The 15,642-nt window shown below is 69.9% G+C and carries 14 protein-coding genes; 2 read left to right on the top strand and 12 right to left on the bottom strand.

Features of this window, described 5'->3' with window-relative positions; all coding sequences use genetic code 11:
* Positions 1-103: 103 nt before the first annotated feature.
* The 3 genes from amt to glnA all read right to left on the bottom strand — a co-directional run bounded on the left by amt (position 104) and on the right by glnA (position 3,638).
* Positions 104-1,543 (bottom strand): ammonium transporter, encoded by a 1,440-nt coding sequence (amt, locus tag AB3X08_RS01285; protein WP_369935697.1) that lies wholly within the window; start codon positions 1,541-1,543, stop codon positions 104-106.
* Positions 1,544-1,562: 19 nt separating this feature from the next.
* Positions 1,563-1,901: a P-II family nitrogen regulator gene (locus AB3X08_RS01280; RefSeq protein ID WP_003470522.1), complete on the bottom strand. Its 339-nt coding sequence runs from the start codon at positions 1,899-1,901 to the stop codon at positions 1,563-1,565.
* Positions 1,902-2,228: 327 nt separating this feature from the next.
* On the bottom strand, positions 2,229-3,638 hold the full coding sequence (gene glnA / locus AB3X08_RS01275) for a type I glutamate--ammonia ligase (RefSeq protein WP_369935695.1): 1,410 nt from the start codon (positions 3,636-3,638) through the stop codon (positions 2,229-2,231).
* A 220-nt stretch (positions 3,639-3,858) separates the two neighbouring features.
* Between glnA and AB3X08_RS01270 the strand changes: the two genes are divergently transcribed.
* Positions 3,859-4,650 (top strand): undecaprenyl-diphosphate phosphatase, encoded by a 792-nt coding sequence (locus tag AB3X08_RS01270; protein WP_369935693.1) that lies wholly within the window; start codon positions 3,859-3,861, stop codon positions 4,648-4,650.
* 218 nt (positions 4,651-4,868) lie between these two features.
* Here the strand turns inward: AB3X08_RS01270 and AB3X08_RS01265 are convergent, their stop codons facing one another.
* From AB3X08_RS01265 to AB3X08_RS01225, 9 genes are all read right to left on the bottom strand, one after another.
* Positions 4,869-5,480: a YbhB/YbcL family Raf kinase inhibitor-like protein gene (locus tag AB3X08_RS01265; RefSeq protein ID WP_369935691.1), complete on the bottom strand. Its 612-nt coding sequence runs from the start codon at positions 5,478-5,480 to the stop codon at positions 4,869-4,871.
* A 22-nt stretch (positions 5,481-5,502) separates the two neighbouring features.
* Positions 5,503-7,575, bottom strand: a complete 2,073-nt coding sequence (locus tag AB3X08_RS01260) for a tetratricopeptide repeat protein (RefSeq protein WP_369935689.1) — start codon at positions 7,573-7,575, stop codon at positions 5,503-5,505.
* A 221-nt stretch (positions 7,576-7,796) separates the two neighbouring features.
* Complete coding sequence (locus AB3X08_RS01255; RefSeq protein WP_369938374.1) at positions 7,797-8,786, bottom strand: YheT family hydrolase; 990 nt, start codon at positions 8,784-8,786, stop codon at positions 7,797-7,799.
* Between the two features lie 70 nt (positions 8,787-8,856).
* Complete coding sequence (locus AB3X08_RS01250) at positions 8,857-9,651, bottom strand: lysophospholipid acyltransferase family protein (protein ID WP_369935687.1); 795 nt, start codon at positions 9,649-9,651, stop codon at positions 8,857-8,859.
* 75 nt (positions 9,652-9,726) lie between these two features.
* The gene (locus AB3X08_RS01245; protein WP_369935685.1) at positions 9,727-10,146 is read right to left on the bottom strand and encodes a hotdog fold thioesterase; all 420 of its coding nucleotides are present in this window, start codon (positions 10,144-10,146) and stop codon (positions 9,727-9,729) included.
* Between the two features lie 143 nt (positions 10,147-10,289).
* Positions 10,290-12,254, bottom strand: a complete 1,965-nt coding sequence (locus AB3X08_RS01240) for a phospholipase D family protein (protein WP_369935683.1) — start codon at positions 12,252-12,254, stop codon at positions 10,290-10,292.
* Between the two features lie 20 nt (positions 12,255-12,274).
* Entirely contained in the window at positions 12,275-12,889 is a 615-nt protein-coding gene (locus AB3X08_RS01235) for a YceI family protein (RefSeq protein ID WP_369935681.1), read from the bottom strand.
* Positions 12,880-13,356, bottom strand: coding sequence for a SixA phosphatase family protein (locus AB3X08_RS01230; RefSeq protein ID WP_369938372.1), 477 nt, complete (start codon positions 13,354-13,356; stop codon positions 12,880-12,882). The genes AB3X08_RS01235 and AB3X08_RS01230 overlap by 10 nt, the downstream gene beginning before the upstream one ends.
* A gap of 15 nt (positions 13,357-13,371) precedes the next feature.
* Positions 13,372-14,004 (bottom strand): AAA family ATPase, encoded by a 633-nt coding sequence (locus AB3X08_RS01225; protein WP_369935679.1) that lies wholly within the window; start codon positions 14,002-14,004, stop codon positions 13,372-13,374.
* Positions 14,005-14,127: 123 nt separating this feature from the next.
* On the opposite strand from AB3X08_RS01225, the gene AB3X08_RS01220 reads away from it, so the two are divergent.
* Positions 14,128-15,621, top strand: coding sequence for an AAA family ATPase (locus tag AB3X08_RS01220; protein WP_369935677.1), 1,494 nt, complete (start codon positions 14,128-14,130; stop codon positions 15,619-15,621).
* Positions 15,622-15,642: the final 21 nt, after the last annotated feature.

Here is a 15,642-nt window from a genome sequence, read left to right as displayed (position 1 = left end):
CCATGGAGCGCCGGCGATGGCCACTGACCGCCAGGACCGGGCATGCCGGCCGCAGGCGGGATGCCGCAGCGGCCCGCGACGCGAGGTCGCGGGCCGCCCTTGCTCAGGACTCGTACGCGGCTTCGCCGTGCGAGGTGATGTCCAGACCTTCGCGCTCGGCTTCTTCCGACACCCGCAGGCCGAACACCAGCTTGGCGACCAGGAAGCCGACCACCGACACCACGCCGATCCAGACCACGGTCACGCCGACGCCGGTGGCCTGCACCAGGACCTGGTGGCCCATGGTCACGCCTTCGGCATAGCCTTGACCGCCCAGCCCCTTGTCGGTGAACACGCCGGTCAGGATCGCGCCGACGATGCCGCCGACGCCGTGCACGCCGAACACGTCCAGGGTGTCGTCGGCGTTGAGCAGCTTCTTCAGCCCGGTCACGCCCCACACGCAGATCGCGCCGGCGGCCACGCCGATGGCGATCGCGCCGAACGGGCCGACGGTGCCGGCGGCCGGGGTGATGCCGACCAGGCCGGCGACCATGCCCGAGGCCACGCCCAGCGCCGAGGACTTGCCCTTGACCAGCTTCTCGACCAGCGACCAGGCCAGCACCGCGGCGGCGGTGGCCAGCAGCGTGTTGAGGAAGGCCAGCGCCGCGGTGGCGTTGGCTTCCAGCGCCGAACCGGCGTTGAAGCCGAACCAGCCTACCCACAGCAGCGAGGCGCCGACGAAGGTCAGGGTCACGTTGTGCGGCTTGAGCGCGGTCTGGCCGAAGCCCAGGCGCTTGCCGACGAAGTAGGAGCCGACCAGACCGGCGATACCGGCGTTGATGTGCACCACGGTGCCGCCGGCGAAGTCCAGCGCGCCCTTGGTGAACAGGAAGCCCGGCGCCGCCCACACCATGTGCGCCAGCGGCAGGTAGCCGAAGGTGAACCAGATGACGACGAACAGCAGCACCGCGGCGAACTTCACGCGCTCGGCGAAGGCGCCGACGATCAGCGCGCCGGTGATGCCGGCGAAGGTCAGCTGGAAGGCGACGAACACGTATTCCGGCAGCTTGAAGCCCTTGGAGAAGGTGTCGGCCAGCGTGGTGGTATCCACGCCGTGCAGCAGCGCCTTGTTGAGCGTGCCGACGAACAGGCCGCCATCGGCGAAGGCCAGGCTGTAGCCGTACAGCACCCACAGCACCGCGATCAGCGAGAACACCACGCCGACCTGGATCAGCACCGACAGCACGTTCTTGGAGCGCACCATGCCGCCGTAGAACAGCGCCAGGCCCGGCACCACCATCAGCAGCACCAGCAGCGTGGAGGTCAGCATCCAGGCGACGTCGCCCTTGTCCACCACCGGCGCGGCAGCGGCAGGCGCGGCGGCGGCGGCAGGCGGCGCCGGCGGCGTCAGTTGTTCGGTGACCACGTCCGGCGTCGGCGCCGGGGTCACTTCGGCCTGGGCGAAAGCCGTGCCCGGCACGCCCACCGCCATCGCGCTGACCAGCATCAGCATGCACACCGCGTAGAACCGGGCCTTCCACCCGGAGAAAAGACCTGTCTTCATGAGGGGCTCCAGGGTGGGGTTAGAGCGCATCTGCGCCGATCTCGCCGGTGCGGATCCGGATGACCTGTTCGATCGCGGTGACGAAGATCTTGCCGTCGCCGATCTTGCCGGTCCCGGCCGCGGTCTGGATCGCCTCGACCACGGCGTCCAGGCGCTCGTCGGTCACCACGGTCTCGATCTTGATCTTGGGCAGGAAGTCCACGACGTACTCGGCACCGCGATACAGCTCGGTGTGGCCTTTCTGCCGGCCGAAGCCCTTGACCTCGGTGACGGTGATGCCGGACACGCCTGCCTGCGACAAGGCCTCGCGGACCTCGTCGAGCTTGAATGGCCGGATGATGGCGGTGATCAGTTTCATGCGCATACCCCGTTGGTGGAAGGAGCCGGCCGCCGAACGCCGGCCGGCGGTTTGCATGTCATCGGCGCCGCGAATGGCGCCGTTCTGCTGCGCGGTGCGTCCCGCGGATCACGCCGTGGCGCGGCGCACGCGAGTGCGACGGCAACGGCGACGTGGGAGGGAGCGTGGCCCACGGCACGCAAGCGCTTGTCTCGTGCTGCATCCCCTGGAAAAACCGCTGTCGCTACTGCGTTCGGGCGCGAACCACCGGCACGGCTCCCCAGCCGAGTAGGTGGCGGCGATGACGAAGGAGGGAGGGGTAACCTTCGCCATCGCCGCGCGTGGAACTCAGTTGGCGTAGTACAGCTGGTATTCCAGCGGGTGCGTTGCGGCGCGGAACTTGGTCACTTCCTGCATCTTCAGCGCGATGTAGCCGTCGATGAAGTCGTCGCTGAACACGCCGCCGGCCTTGAGGAACTCGCGGTCGGCGTCGAGCGCTTCCAGCGCCTGGTCGAGGCTGGAGCACACCTGCGGGATCTTCTTCTCTTCTTCCGGCGGCAGGTCGTACAGATCCTTGTCGCTGGGCGCGCCCGGGTCGATCTGGTTCTTGATGCCGTCCAGGCCGGCCATCATCAGTGCAGCGAAGGTCAGGTAGCCGGACTGCAGCGGATCCGGGAAACGGATCTCGATGCGCCGCGCCTTCGGGTTGGACACCCACGGAATGCGGCACGAGGCCGAGCGGTTGCGCGCCGAGTAGGCCAGCATCACCGGCGCCTCGAAGCCCGGGACCAGGCGCTTATAGCTGTTGGTGCCGGAGTTGGTGAAGGCGTTGATCGCCTTGGCGTGCTTGAAGATGCCGCCGATGTACCACAGCGCCATCTGCGACAGGCCGCCGTAGCCGTCGCCGGAGAACAGGTTCTGGCCGCCCTTGGCCAGCGACTGGTGCACGTGCATGCCCGAGCCGTTGTCGCCGACGATCGGCTTGGGCATGAAGGTCGCGGTCTTGCCGTTGCGGTAGGCGACGTTCTTGATGATGTACTTCATCATCATCAGCTCGTCGGCCTTCTTCACCAGCGAGTTGAACTTGGTGCCGATCTCGCACTGGCCGGCGGTGGCCACCTCGTGGTGGTGCACCTCGACCTCGATGCCGACCTGCTCCAGGGTCTTGCACATTTCCGCGCGCAGGTCCTGCAGCGAATCGGTCGGCGGCACCGGGAAGTAGCCGCCCTTGACCGCCGGACGGTAGCCGCTGTTGCCGCCTTCGATCTTGCTGCCGCTGCTCCAGGCCGCTTCTTCCGAATCGATCTTGAAGAAGGTGTGGCCCATCTCGTTGCCGAAGCGCACGCCGTCGAAGATGAAGAATTCCGGCTCCGGGCCGAAGAACGCCTGGTCGGCGATGCCGCTGGACTTCAGGTAGGCCTCGGCGCGCTTGGCCACGCCGCGCGGGTCGCGGTCGTAGCTCTGCATGGTGGCCGGGTCGAGGATGTCGCAGGTCAGGACCAGGGTCGGATCGGCCATGAACGGGTCGATGAACGCGGTGTCGGCATCGGGCAGCAGGACCATGTCCGACTCGTTGATGCCCTTCCAACCCGAAATCGAGCTGCCGTCGAACATCTTGCCTTCTTCGAACAGCGCCGGCTCGATGATGCTCGCGGGGAAGGTCACGTGCTGCTGCACGCCGCGCATATCGACGAACCGCAGGTCGACGAACTCGACCTTGTTGTCCTTGACCAGCTTCTCAATATTTTCCGCAGACATCGATGAAACCTCGGTTGGTGAATGGCTTGCCCAGTAAGAGCAATCGCCGTGCCAACTGTGACCGGTTCACAAGTCCTTGATTTTGGTGAAGCGAGCACGCCAACGGGGTGAAATCGACGCACCAAAATAGGTCGCTGGCAATTCTGAGCACCAAAATGGTGCTTCAAGCAATGTTTTATCCTTGCCCGGCTTTCCTCCCCCACAAGCCGAACCCTCCCCCATGAGCGACCTGTTCTCCGCCCTGCTGCTGGGCATCCTCGAAGGCCTGACCGAATTCCTGCCGGTCTCCAGCACCGGCCACCTGCTGATCGCCGAGCAATGGCTCGGCCGCCGCTCGGACTTCTTCAACATCGTGATCCAGGCCGGCGCGATCCTGGCCACCACCCTGGTGTTCCGGCAGAAGCTGTGGACGCTGGCCACCGGGCTGGGCGATCGCGCCAACCGCGACTACGTGCTCAAACTGGGCACCGCGTTCCTGGTCACCGCGGTGGTCGGTCTGGCGGTGCGCAAGGCCGGCTGGCAGCTGCCGGAAACGGTACAGCCGGTGGCCTGGGCGCTGGTGATCGGCGGCGTGTGGATGCTGGTGGCCGAGCATTTCGCCGCGCGCATGCCCGAGCGCGAGCTGGTGACCTGGAAGGTGGCCATCGCGGTGGGCCTGGCGCAGGTGGTGGCCGGCGTGTTCCCGGGCACCTCGCGCTCGGCCGCGACGATCTTCCTGGCGATGCTGCTGGGCCTGAGCAAGCGCTCGGCCGCGGCCGATTTCGCGTTCCTGGTCGGCATCCCGACCATGTTCGCGGCCAGCGGCTATTCGTTCCTGGAGCTGTACAAGAACGGCGCGGTGGGCAGCGAGGACTGGGGCGACGTGGCCATCGCCTTCGCCGCGGCGGTGGTGACCGGCTTCATCGTGGTGAAGTGGCTGCTGGGCTACATCAAGTCGCATCGCTTCACGGCGTTCGCGGTGTATCGCATCGTGCTGGGTGCGGCGCTGCTGCTGTGGTTGCCGGCGGCCTAGGGCCGGTTGGCTGGCGGCCGTACCCTCACCCCAACCCCTCTCCCGGCGGGAGAGGGGCTCGGTTTTTCCTTCTCCCGTCGGGACCATGGCCCCCTTTTCGGGGGAAGGTGCCCCGCAGGGGCGGATGAGGGTACGGGCAAAGCCTCGTGCACCCAACCTCCGCGAGACGCTTTCGCGCCGGACCCTCACCCCAACCCCTCTTCCGAGGGGAGAGGGGCTCAAGCGAGCTTGGGATTCAGGCTGTACGTGCCATACAGGCTGGCCTCGCCCAGCACATGGCCCTGCATCGCGCGCAGCGCGTCGGCGGCGGTGAAGCGTGCCGGCAGGTCCAGCGTGGCCACGTCCAGCGCGAACAGCCGGAAAAAGTAGCGATGCACGCGCAGGTCGTTGGCCGGCGGGTACGGGCCGTCGTAGCCGTAGTAGTCGCCGCCCATCTGCGCATCGCCGGCGAACCAGTCGGTATAGCTGTTCAAGCCCTGCCGCGCGCCGGGCAGGCCCGGCGGTTGCCGCTTGCCCTTGGCCACGACGCCGTCGCTGGCGCTGCCTTCGGCGATCTCGCGCAGCTCGGCCGGAATCTCAACGGCAGCCCAATGCACGAAATTGGTGCGCGGCTGTTCGACCGGGATCTGCACATCGTCGCGGCCGACCATCTCGGCCACGGTCGGTACGTCCGGGTCGATGCACAGCAGCGCGAACGCCGCGGTGCCGGCCGGCACCTCGTCCCAGGCCAGATGCGGATTGCGGTTGGCGGCGAAGCCCTCGGCCTGGCCCATCGCGTAGGTCGCGGCGATCGGCTGGCCGGGCTGGATGCTGTCACTGCGAAGACGCATGCGAAACACTCCGGTGGGGGAATCAGCTCTCAGCGTAGCCAAGGCGCACGGCCACCGGCGTGAGCAGCGCGAACGCGGCCGCCAGCGGCGCGGCATAGGCGCGCCAATGGCCGGACGGCAGGCGCGGCGGGCCGATCGTGGACACGCTGGGGAACGGGATGCCGAAGGCCTGTTGCAACGCCGCGGCCACGCCGTCTGGATCGGCCTCGATGCCGTCCAGGCGCAGCAGGCGGTGCGGATACAGGTCCTGCTCGTGCAGGTCGGCGACCTGGGTCAGCACCGCCGCCAGCCACTGCGCGCCGATCTCCGGCGTGGCCAGGCCGAGCGGCGCCGGGGCGCCGTTGGCCAGCCAGTCCAGCAGCATGTCGCGCGGGTCGCGCAGCGCGATCAGCAGCCGCCCTTCCGGCAGCTGCGGCCGCAACGCGCGCAGCAGCGCGTTGTCCCACCACAGCAGCCAGTCGACGATGTTGCCGTCGTCGATGCCGCGTGCAGGCAGTTGCGCGCGCCACTCGGCGATCAGCGCCGCGCCGTCGAGTGCGCCGCTGTCGAGCTCGGGGACGGTACGGTAGCGCTGGAAGCCGTCGGTGGGCGGCTGCGCGCCGAAGCGGTCGCTGCGCAGCACCTGGCTGGTCGCGTCCATCACCGCGATCACCCGCTCCACGCCGCTGCCCGGCGCGCCCCACACGAACAGCGGCCGCGCGTGCTGTTGCGGGTCGATCTCGGCCAGCGCCGGCCACTGCGCCGGGGCCTGGCCCAGCGGCGGCAGCGGCAGGCGATGCGGCAACTGTTCCTGCTGGAACGCCAGCCACGTCGCCAGCGCCTCGGTCGCGCAACCGGCGCGGTCCTGCACCGCCGCCAGCCACGGCCGCAGCGTGGTCTGCTCGTGCTCGGGCATGCGCTGCATCAGGCCGCGCACGTGGGCGATGGCCGCGTCGTGCTCGCCGCGCTCCAGCAGAGCCTCGACCAGGCGCTCCTCGCCGCTGATGCGGCCCGGCTCCAACGCGACGATGCGCTGCGCCACGGCCTCGCCCTGATCGCGTTCGCCGGCCATGTCGTGCACCCGCAGCTGCGCTTCCAGCGCCGGTACGTGGCCCGGCATCGCCGCCTGCCAGCGCGCGATCAGGGCGCGCGCCTCGGCGCCGCCGACCGGCTCCAGCGCCAGCCGCGCCAGCCACAGGTCGTGCGCATCGGTGGTGGTGGCCAGCGCCGCTTCCAGGGTGGCGCGGGCATCCTCGACCGCACCCAGCCGCTGCCAGGCGATCAGCGCCGCATGCAGGGTGCGGCGGTCGGCCGGGGCCACGCCCAGCGCGCGCCGCAGGTGCTCCAGCGCATCGGCCGGGCGCCCGGCCTGCAAGGCGTATTCGCCCGCCAGCCGGCGCATGCCGGCGGTGTCGCTGACCGGATCGGCCAGCACCGCGTCCAGCGCCGCGATGGCGTCGTCGAGGCGGCCCTGGCGGTGTGCCAGCTGCGCGACCAGCGCCATCAGCGCACTGGTACCGCGGGTCAGCGTGGCGACGCGGCGGAACGCGGTCTCGGCGAACGCCAGATGCTGCTTTTCCAGGTAGGCGAAACCGAGCGCGTACAGCAACCGCGGATCGTCGGGCAGCGCATTGCTGGCCCGCGACAGCAGCGCCAGGGCGCGATCGGCATCGCCGCGGCGCAGCGCAAGCATGCCGTCCAGGCCCAGCAATTGCGGATGCTCCGGATCCAGCCGCGCGGCGGTGCGGCTGAGCCGCTCCACTTCGTCCAGATCGCCGCGGCCCAGTGCGAGATGGGCGCGCATCACGTAGGCCAGGAACTGGTTGGGATCCAGCGCGGCGGTGCGTGCCAGCGCGTCCTCGGCCTGGGCCAGGTCGTTGGCGCTGAGCAGCATGCCGGCGCGCAGCAGGTGCAGGCCGGCGTCTTCCGGCGCCAGCGCGATGGCCTGGTCGATGCTGACCAGCGCGGCGGCGGTGTCGTCGTTCTGCTGTTGCGCCAGCGCCAGCCAACGGTGCGCCTGCGCGTCGGCGGCGGCGCCGGCCACCCAGGCCTGGGCGATACGCAGCGCGTCGGCGTTGGCCTGGCGGCGCAGGGCGTCGAGAATTTGCTCTTGCATGAGGGTCCGGCTCTGGGCAAACCGGCATTGTAACGGGAGCGCCCGGCCGGCCTGCGCTGGCCTGCGCCAGACATCGCGAACAGGCAGGGTGGGTGCGGCAGGCTGGCGGCGTGGCGCCGCAGCGGTCAGGTCGAGCCATGCGGTGCCGCGTGGCGGTCAGACCCGATCGGCCGGGCCATGCCAGGCGCGGCCGGCCCTGGAACCGGCGACGGGCCCTTGGCTCAGGCGGGCACGCCGTCGGTCAGGCGTTCGGCCACCCAGCGCTCGGCGAAACCGTCGCCGCGCGCATTCTCGATGAAGCCGCAGTGCCCACCCCAGCGCGCGATTTCCAGCCGCGCCAGGGCCGGCAGGCGCAGGTGGCGGAACTCGTCGAGCGGGATCACCGGATCGTCCTCGGCCATCAGGATGTCGGCCGGCACGCTCAGCTGCTGCAGGCGATCGCCGGCGATCGAATAGCTGTCGAAGTATTCCTCGAGGCTGGCGAAGCCGGCATGGCGCTGCGCCAGCCAGCCCATCAGCTCGCGCATGTCCAGCGCCAGGGTGGCGTCGTCGTAGCCGTGCCGCTCGGGGAACAGCTCGCGCTTGCGCAGCAGCGACTCGCGCCACTTGCGGCGGAAATACCAGTCGTAGAACTGCGGGCCGTGCTCGATCCGCTGCATGGTGGTGGCCGGATCCAGCAGCGGGCACACCGCGGCGACGTGCTGCAGCGGCAGGCCGGCGGCCGGCGCGCGCAGCGCCAGGCGCAACGCGAAGTTGCCGCCCAGCGAATAGCCGGCGGCCAGCAGCGTCGGCGCCGGGAAGCGCCGCCACAGATCGGCGGCGGCGTTGACCACTTCGTCCAGGCGCTCGGAGTGGAACAGGTCCACGTTGAGGTGGTGGGTACCGCCGTGGTCGCGGAAGTTGAGCCGGAACACCTGGTAGCCGCGCGCCAGCAATTGCGCCGCGGTCAGGCGCATGTAGCTGGAATCGGCGCTGCCTTCCCAGCCGTGCAGCAGCAGCACGGTGCCGCGCGGGTCGGTATCGGCCGGGACGCTCAGCCAGCCCTGCAGGCGCACGCCGTCGCCGCCGTCGAGGATGTGCGAGGTGGTGGTGGCGCCGCTGGCGGCGAGCAGCTGTTCGCCGCGGCGCACGCGCAGGACGCTGGAACCCAGCACCGATTGCAGATGCGGGTTGCGCAGCCAACGCGGGGGGAGGTAGTCGGCGGCATTCATCATCGGCAGCGAGCTTGCGCCGGGCGATTGGAGCAATAGATCAAATCGCTTGGGCCGCAGTGTTCCATGTTCAGCGTTGCGCCATCGCCGCGACGATGCGCGCGCGCGCGATCTCGGCGATGCCGCGGCGCCCTTCCACGTCCTGCAGGCGGATCGGCTCCAGGAAGTGCACCTCGGCCACGCGGCCGGGTTCGCCGAGCAGGCGCAGGAAATTGGCGAAGAAGCTCTCGTGCGGGCCGAACGCGACCACCGTCTGCGCCGAGCCGCCGGCGCCGTACCGCACCGCCACCGGCTGCACCGCCACCTCGGCTTCCACCGCGGCCTGGAAGATGCGCGCGTGGAACGGGCCGACATCCTCGCCGCCACGGGTGCGCCCTTCCGGGAACACGCCGACCGAGCGCCCCGAGCGCAGCCGTTCCAGCATCGCCTGCAGCACGCCGCCCAGCGATTCGGTGTTGCCGCGCTGGTGGAAGATGGTCTGCCCGCGCGTGGCCAGCCAGCCGACCAGCGGCCAGCCGGCGATCTCGCGCTTGGCGACGAAGCCCATCATGCGCTGGCTGTGCAGCATCACGATGTCGATCCAGCTGACGTGGTTGGCCACGAACAGCACCGGATTGGGCAGCGGCGTACCGATCCGGCGCACGCGCAGGCCGAAGATGCGCAGCAGCCAGGTCGACCACCAGCACACCACGCGGTCGCCGAACGATTCGACGCCGGCGCGGCCGGGCGACAGCGCCATGCATGCCAGCAGGAACGGCAACGACAGCACCACGTGCAGCGCCAGCAGCGGAATGCGGTAACCGTAACGGACCCAGCGCAGCGCCTCGCCGCGTTGGCGCGTGGCGGGTGAGGAGAACTCGCTCATTCTGGTCAGGGTACCGGAAGCCGGAGGGAAGCACCCTATTGTGTCAGCATGAAGACGGTTACGGCTGAGTGCACGCTAATCGCGTGCGATCACCGCCAGGGTCAGCCGCGACACGCACACCGGCTTGCCGGCCGCGTCCTCGATGCGGATCTCCCAGACCTGGGTGGCGCGGCCCACATGCAGCGGCCGCGCGGTGCCGGTGACCACGCCGGTGCGGGCCGCGCGCAGGTGGTTGGCGTTGATCTCCAGGCCCACGCAGATCCGGTCCGGTCCTACGCACAGATTGCCGGCGCTGCTGCCAAGGGTTTCGGCCAGCACCACCGAGGCGCCGCCGTGCAGCAGCCCGTACGGCTGCAGCGTGCGCGCATCGACCGGCATCGTCGCGCGCAGCCAGTCCGGCCCGGCCTCGGTGAAGACGATGCCCAGGTGCGCGATCAGCGTGTCGCGGGCGGCGGCGTTGAGGGCATCGAGATCGACGGGGTCGCGGAAGGGCATTTTGGGTCCGGGATTCGGGATTGGGGATTAGGGATTCGCAAGAGCGGTATCCCCGGCGTGGATATTATTGCGCCTGCACGCAGCATCCGGTCGCAGGGACCCGCTTTTGCCAATCCCGAATCCCCAATCCCCAATCCCGGCCCTCAAAGAATCGGAACCAACCCCGAGCCGAACGCCGTCAGCATCCGCACCAGCAGCCACTTCGGGCCGACGTTGACCTCGGGGAAGTCGCCGACCGCGCTGTAGCAGCGGTGGAAGCCGGGATCGCGCCGGGTCAGCGGCGCCGGGCAGTCGGGGCCGGGCTGGAACTCGTAGTTGGTGGCATAGCGCCATGGCCAGAAATCCAGCACCGGCAACGCCTCGGAGGCCTTGCCCATGCTGTAGTTCAGGCCCGACAGCACCGGCGGCTTGACCCGCGCCGCCACCGTCCACGAATTCTCCGGCTCGATGTCGCGGCCGATGCTGGCGGCCAGCGCCTGGGCGAAGGCCGGGTCGTCGACGATCACCGCGCCCTCGGTGTTGTAGGTCTCGCTGCGCGGATCGAAGTTGTGGGTACCGATCACGCCGACGCGGCGGTCCACCACCAACGACTTGGCGTGCAGGCCCATGCGCGCCCCCTCGCGGGTCACCGGCAGCGGCCGGTTGGCGATGCGGCGGCTGAGGTAGGACGGCCGGGTCTCGGTGCGCAGCACGCGCCGATCGACCTGGCTGCCGTCGGCGCGGCGTTCGCCGCCGGGGGAACCGCCGCTGCCGAGCACCGTGCTGCGGCCGCTGCGCGCATTGCTGCCGGCGGCGCTGCCGCCGATCAGCGGGTTGCGGCCAGTGGCTTCGTCCGGCACCTGCAGCGGCGACGGCAACAGGTTGGCGTAGTCCACCGGCGCGTCCAGCGGGAACGGCTTGTACTCGTAGATATCGAAACCCATCTCGCGCAGGTTGCGGCGCTTGTACTTGTACGACAGCGCATACACCACCGGGTTGTCGGTGCTGGCCAGGCTGTTGGTGGCCACGATCACCTTCGGCGGCTGCGCGCGCTTGCGCAGGTCGCGGAAGATGGCCTGCGCCGGGTCCGACAGCACCAGGTACGGCGTCTGCAGGATGATCTCCTGCTTGGCGTCGGCGATCAGTTTGTCCAGCTTGGGCGCGGTGGAGATCGCCTTGGGGCCGTGTTCGCGGCGGTGCTTCTGCGGCAGGTCGGCGACGTAGTCCACGTGCCTGACCGGCAGCGCCGTCAGCACGAAGGCGTCCTCGACGAAGGCCGGATCGGCCGCCTCCTCGCTCACCCGCTGCACCCGCTCCGGGCGCAGGAACTGCGCCGGCGGCATCTGCGGCACGCCGTCGCGCAGCAGCAGCTTGCCGACATCGTTGAGCCGCGCCACCGGCACGCTGCGCCGCGCCGCCCAATACGCGTCGAAGTTGGCGGCCATGCTGCGCGCCACCGGCCCGGCCACCAGCACGTCGCGGTCGCGGAAGTTGTACTCGCTGTCCCAGTCGTAATAGTCGTCCTGGTAGTTGCGCCCGCCGACCACACCGATCGCGTCGTCCACCACCAGCACCTTGTTGTGCATGCGCTGGTTGAAGCGGCGGAAACAGCACAGCACGCTGGCGGCGTAGTGCAGGTAGTTGGGCTTGGCCAGGCCGAAGGTGGGGTTGTAGATGCGCAGCGAGAAATTCTGGTGCGCGCCGGCCAGCGCGCCGAGGATCTGCAGGTCGGAGATCGCCGACAGCTGGTCGATCAGCACCCGCACCTGCACGCCGCGCCGCGCCGCGGCCAGCAGTTCGTCCATCACCAGCCGCGCGCTGTCGTCCTTGTCGAAGATGTAGGTCTGCAGGTCGATGCTGCGGCTGGCGCTGCGGATCAGGTTGACCCGCGCCACCAGCGCTTCCTCGCCGTGGTCCAGAATGGTGGCGTAGTGGCGCGGGGCGGCGTCGCCGGATTCGGCGAAGGCCTTGCCGGCCAGGGCGCGCAGCGGCGAGGCCAGCGCGCAATGGTCGCTCTGCGCGCACTCGACATGGCTGTCGCGCGCCGCCTCGGCGATCGCCACGGCGCGGCCATGCTGGGCCTGCGACAGGCTCGCGCAACCGCTGCCGAGCAGCAGCGCTGCCAGCACCAGGACCCTCGACCAGGCTGTCACCGAGCGTCCGCTCCGGTCAGCCGCGTACGCAGCACGAAGGTGACCCGATCACTCAAGGCCAGATCCCACTTGTCCATTCCATAACGTCCACGCAAAACCGTACCGCGGCTGATCACGTCGCAATCATAGCCCGGACGACTGCATCCCGCCGGCATCATGGTCAGCGTCTCGGTATGGCTGACCCCGCGAATGCTCAGCGTGCCGACCAGGGAGCCGCCGCTGGTCAGCAGGTCCGGCGAGAACGGCTGCGAATCGAACGACACCGTCGGAAAACGGGCCGCATCGAAGAAATCCTCGCCGCGCATCCAGCCGGTGTAACGCGGCTTGCCGGGAATCTGCACGTAGGCGGTGAACAGGCGCAGGCGCACCTGGTGGCGGCCGTCCGGGCGGACTTCCACGATCCCCTCGAAGCGCGGGAAGAAGCCCTCGATGCGCTGCCCGAAGCGGGTGCGGATCTCGAAGCCGAAGCGCGACTGGGCCGGGTCGAGCACATGCTCGCCCTGCGCCAGCGGCGGGGCCTGGGCCACGGCGTGGCCAGGCAGCAGGCACAGCGACAGCAGCCCGGCGTACAGCGCCGGACTTAGCCGCCGGCGCAGTGCGTTCAGGGCCACCAGAACCCGGTCAGCCGGGCGACCCCGGGCTCGATCGCCGCGTCCTGCGGCACCGTCAGCACCACCACGCTGGCGGTGGGCATGCCGCGGTAGTCGCCGGTCTGGCCGCTGTGCATCAGCGCCGCCAGCTGCTCCAGGCCCGGGTTGTGGCCGACCAGCAGCAGGCGCTCGACGTCGCGATGCTCGTCCATCAGCGCGGCCAGGGTGCCGGAAGTGGCTTCGTAGATCCGCGGTTCCAGGCGCTGCTCGACATAGCCGGTCAATTCCAGCACCGCTTCCAGGGTCTCGCGCGCACGCCGCGCCGGCGAGCACAGCACGCGGTCGGGCACCAGCCGCTGTTCCAGCAGCCAGCGCCCGGCGGCCTCGGCCTCGGCCAGGCCGTGCGGCGACAGCGGGCGGTCGAAATCGGCCTGGCCGGTATCGGCCGGTTCGGCATGGGCATGACGCAGCAGGATCACTTCACGCAGGACGATGGTCATCGGTCAGGCCTTCTTGAGCCACTTGAGCAAGGGTTCCCAGTCCTGCTGGTGATCGCGCACCTGAGCGGAACGGTAGTCGAACAGGCTGCGGCCGAGGCCGACCAGCACCACATAGGCCTGGCTGTCGCGCAGCTGCGCCAGCACCGGATACGGCCAGCCGCCGAGCATCTCCAGCGCCTGCTGCGCGGCGTGGGTCCACGGCTTGCTGCGGTTGATGACCAATCCCACCGGCAGCTTGCGCTGGTGCACCCGCGGCACCTTGGCCAGGGTGTTGAGGAAGCCGACGGTGGCCTCGATGTCCAGCGCCGACGGCATCACCGGCACCACCACCGCATCGGCCTCGTCCAGGAACTGCGACAGGTCCTCGGCCATGGCGCCGGCGGCGCCGTCGATGATGACCCGCTGGGTGTCGTCCGGCAGCGCCGCGCGCCAGGTGCGCTTGCGGCTGGCGTCGATCGGCAGCACCGCGCTGTCCAGGCCGGCGCGGCGCTCGGCCCAGCGGGTCGAGGAGCCCTGCGGATCGGCATCGGCCAGCACCGTCCGCTTGCCGGCCAGCGCGTAGTACGCCGCCAGGTGCGTGGCGATCGTGGTCTTGCCCACGCCGCCCTTGGAGCCGGCCACCAGGATCGTCTTCATGCGCGCCTCGCTTCCGGAAGAAGAGGCCGCAGCGTACACCGGCCCCATGTTGGCCGGTAGTCAACGCGTAGCGGGCCGGGCGGCGCGTTGCTATCGTGGCGGCCCCACGGCAACGGATCGCCCATGAGCGAGCTGCAGGACCTGACCGCGCTGATCCGCGCCAATACCCCCTTGATCGTCATCGAGACCCAGGAGGAGGCGCGCATCGTGGCGCTGTTCCGGCAGGCGCTGATGCAGGTCTGGCGCGCGCTGTACCGCTGGTCGATCACCGAGGGCCTGCGCCGCATCGATCTGGACCGGGAGGACGAACCGAGCGGCCCGCCCGACGCCAGCGCGGTGCTGCAGGCGATCAAGCAGGCCGACCAGCGCGGCATCTACCTGTTGCTGGACGTGGTGCCGTACCTGGGCTACGCCAGCCACCAGCGCCTGCTGCGCGACATCGTCGAGCGCCGCCACTGCCAGCCGCACGTGCTGGTGCTGATCGGCGCCAGGATCGAGCTGCCGCCCGAGCTGGAAGCGCTGGCCACGCGCTTCAACCCGCGCCTGCCCGACGCCAACGCACTGCTGAAGATGGTGCAGGAAGAGGCCGCCGGCTACGCCCGCGAGTTCGGCGGGCGCCGGGTCGAGGTGGATGGCGAGGCGGTCAAGCAGGTGGTGCGCAACCTGCAGGGGTTGAGCCTGATCGACGCGCGCCGCATCGCCCGCCAGCTGATCTACGCCGACGGCGCGCTCAACGCCGCCGACCTGCCGCAGCTGGCCAAGCTCAAGTTCGAGCTGCTCAACCGCAGCGGCCACCTGCACTACGAATACGACGCCACCCGCTTAGCCGACGTGGCCGGCGCGCGCCGGCTCAAGCGCTGGATCGAGCAACGCCGCGCGGTGTTCGCCGGGGCCGCCCCGCCCGGGCTGGACCCGCCCAAGGGCGTGCTGCTGCTGGGCGTGCAGGGCTGCGGCAAGTCGATGCTGGCCAAGGCCACCGCCGCCGGCTTCGGCGTGCCGCTGCTGCGCCTGGACTTCGGCTCGCTGTACGACAAGTACCACGGCGAGACCGAGAAGAACCTGCGCACGGCGCTGACCGCCGCCGAGCAGCTGGCGCCCTGCGTGCTGTGGATCGACGAGATCGAGAAAGGCCTGGCCAGCGGCGGCGAGGACGGCGGCGTGTCGCGGCGCGTGCTCGGCTACCTGCTGACCTGGATGGCCGAGCGCGGCGGCACGGCCGGGGCCGGCGGCGTGTTCATCGTCGCCACCGCCAACCAGGTGCACGAGCTGCCGGCCGAACTGCTGCGCAAGGGCCGCTTCGACGAGATCTTCTTCGTCGACCTGCCCGATGCCGACACGCGGGTGGAATTGCTGCGCCTGCACCTGGCGCGGCGCAAATTGCGCGAGGACGACTTCGCGCTGCCGGCGCTGGCCGCCGCCGCGACCGGCTTTTCCGGCGCCGAGATCGAGCAGGCCATCGTTTCCGGCCTGTATGCGGCGCATGCCGAGAGCCGGCCGCTGGACACCGAATTGCTGATGCAGGAAGTCCGCGGCACGCGGCCGCTGTCGGTGATGATGGCCGAGCAGGTGCAGGCGCTGCGCGAGTGGGCGCGCGAACGTACGGTGCCGGCGGACTGAGCGGGCCGGACGGGTTGCCAT

It is taken from the genome of Xanthomonas sp. DAR 34887 (assembly GCF_041245805.1).
GTDB classification, from domain to species: Bacteria; Pseudomonadota; Gammaproteobacteria; order Xanthomonadales; family Xanthomonadaceae; genus Xanthomonas_A; species Xanthomonas_A tesorieronis.
This window is presented reverse-complemented; position numbering and strand designations above follow the sequence as displayed.

Coding starts and splice junctions, on each gene's coding strand:
- AB3X08_RS01270 (WP_369935693.1), top strand. CDS start 3,859: ATGAGCGACCTGTTCTCCGCCCTGCTGCTGGGCATCCTCGAAGGCCTG.
- amt (WP_369935697.1), bottom strand. CDS start 1,543: ATGAAGACAGGTCTTTTCTCCGGGTGGAAGGCCCGGTTCTACGCGGTG.
- AB3X08_RS01245 (WP_369935685.1), bottom strand. CDS start 10,146: ATGCCCTTCCGCGACCCCGTCGATCTCGATGCCCTCAACGCCGCCGCC.
- AB3X08_RS01250 (WP_369935687.1), bottom strand. CDS start 9,651: ATGAGCGAGTTCTCCTCACCCGCCACGCGCCAACGCGGCGAGGCGCTG.
- AB3X08_RS01280 (WP_003470522.1), bottom strand. CDS start 1,901: ATGAAACTGATCACCGCCATCATCCGGCCATTCAAGCTCGACGAGGTC.
- AB3X08_RS01260 (WP_369935689.1), bottom strand. CDS start 7,575: ATGCAAGAGCAAATTCTCGACGCCCTGCGCCGCCAGGCCAACGCCGAC.
- glnA (WP_369935695.1), bottom strand. CDS start 3,638: ATGTCTGCGGAAAATATTGAGAAGCTGGTCAAGGACAACAAGGTCGAG.
- AB3X08_RS01255 (WP_369938374.1), bottom strand. CDS start 8,786: ATGAATGCCGCCGACTACCTCCCCCCGCGTTGGCTGCGCAACCCGCAT.
- AB3X08_RS01220 (WP_369935677.1), top strand. CDS start 14,128: ATGAGCGAGCTGCAGGACCTGACCGCGCTGATCCGCGCCAATACCCCC.
- AB3X08_RS01225 (WP_369935679.1), bottom strand. CDS start 14,004: ATGAAGACGATCCTGGTGGCCGGCTCCAAGGGCGGCGTGGGCAAGACC.
- AB3X08_RS01265 (WP_369935691.1), bottom strand. CDS start 5,480: ATGCGTCTTCGCAGTGACAGCATCCAGCCCGGCCAGCCGATCGCCGCG.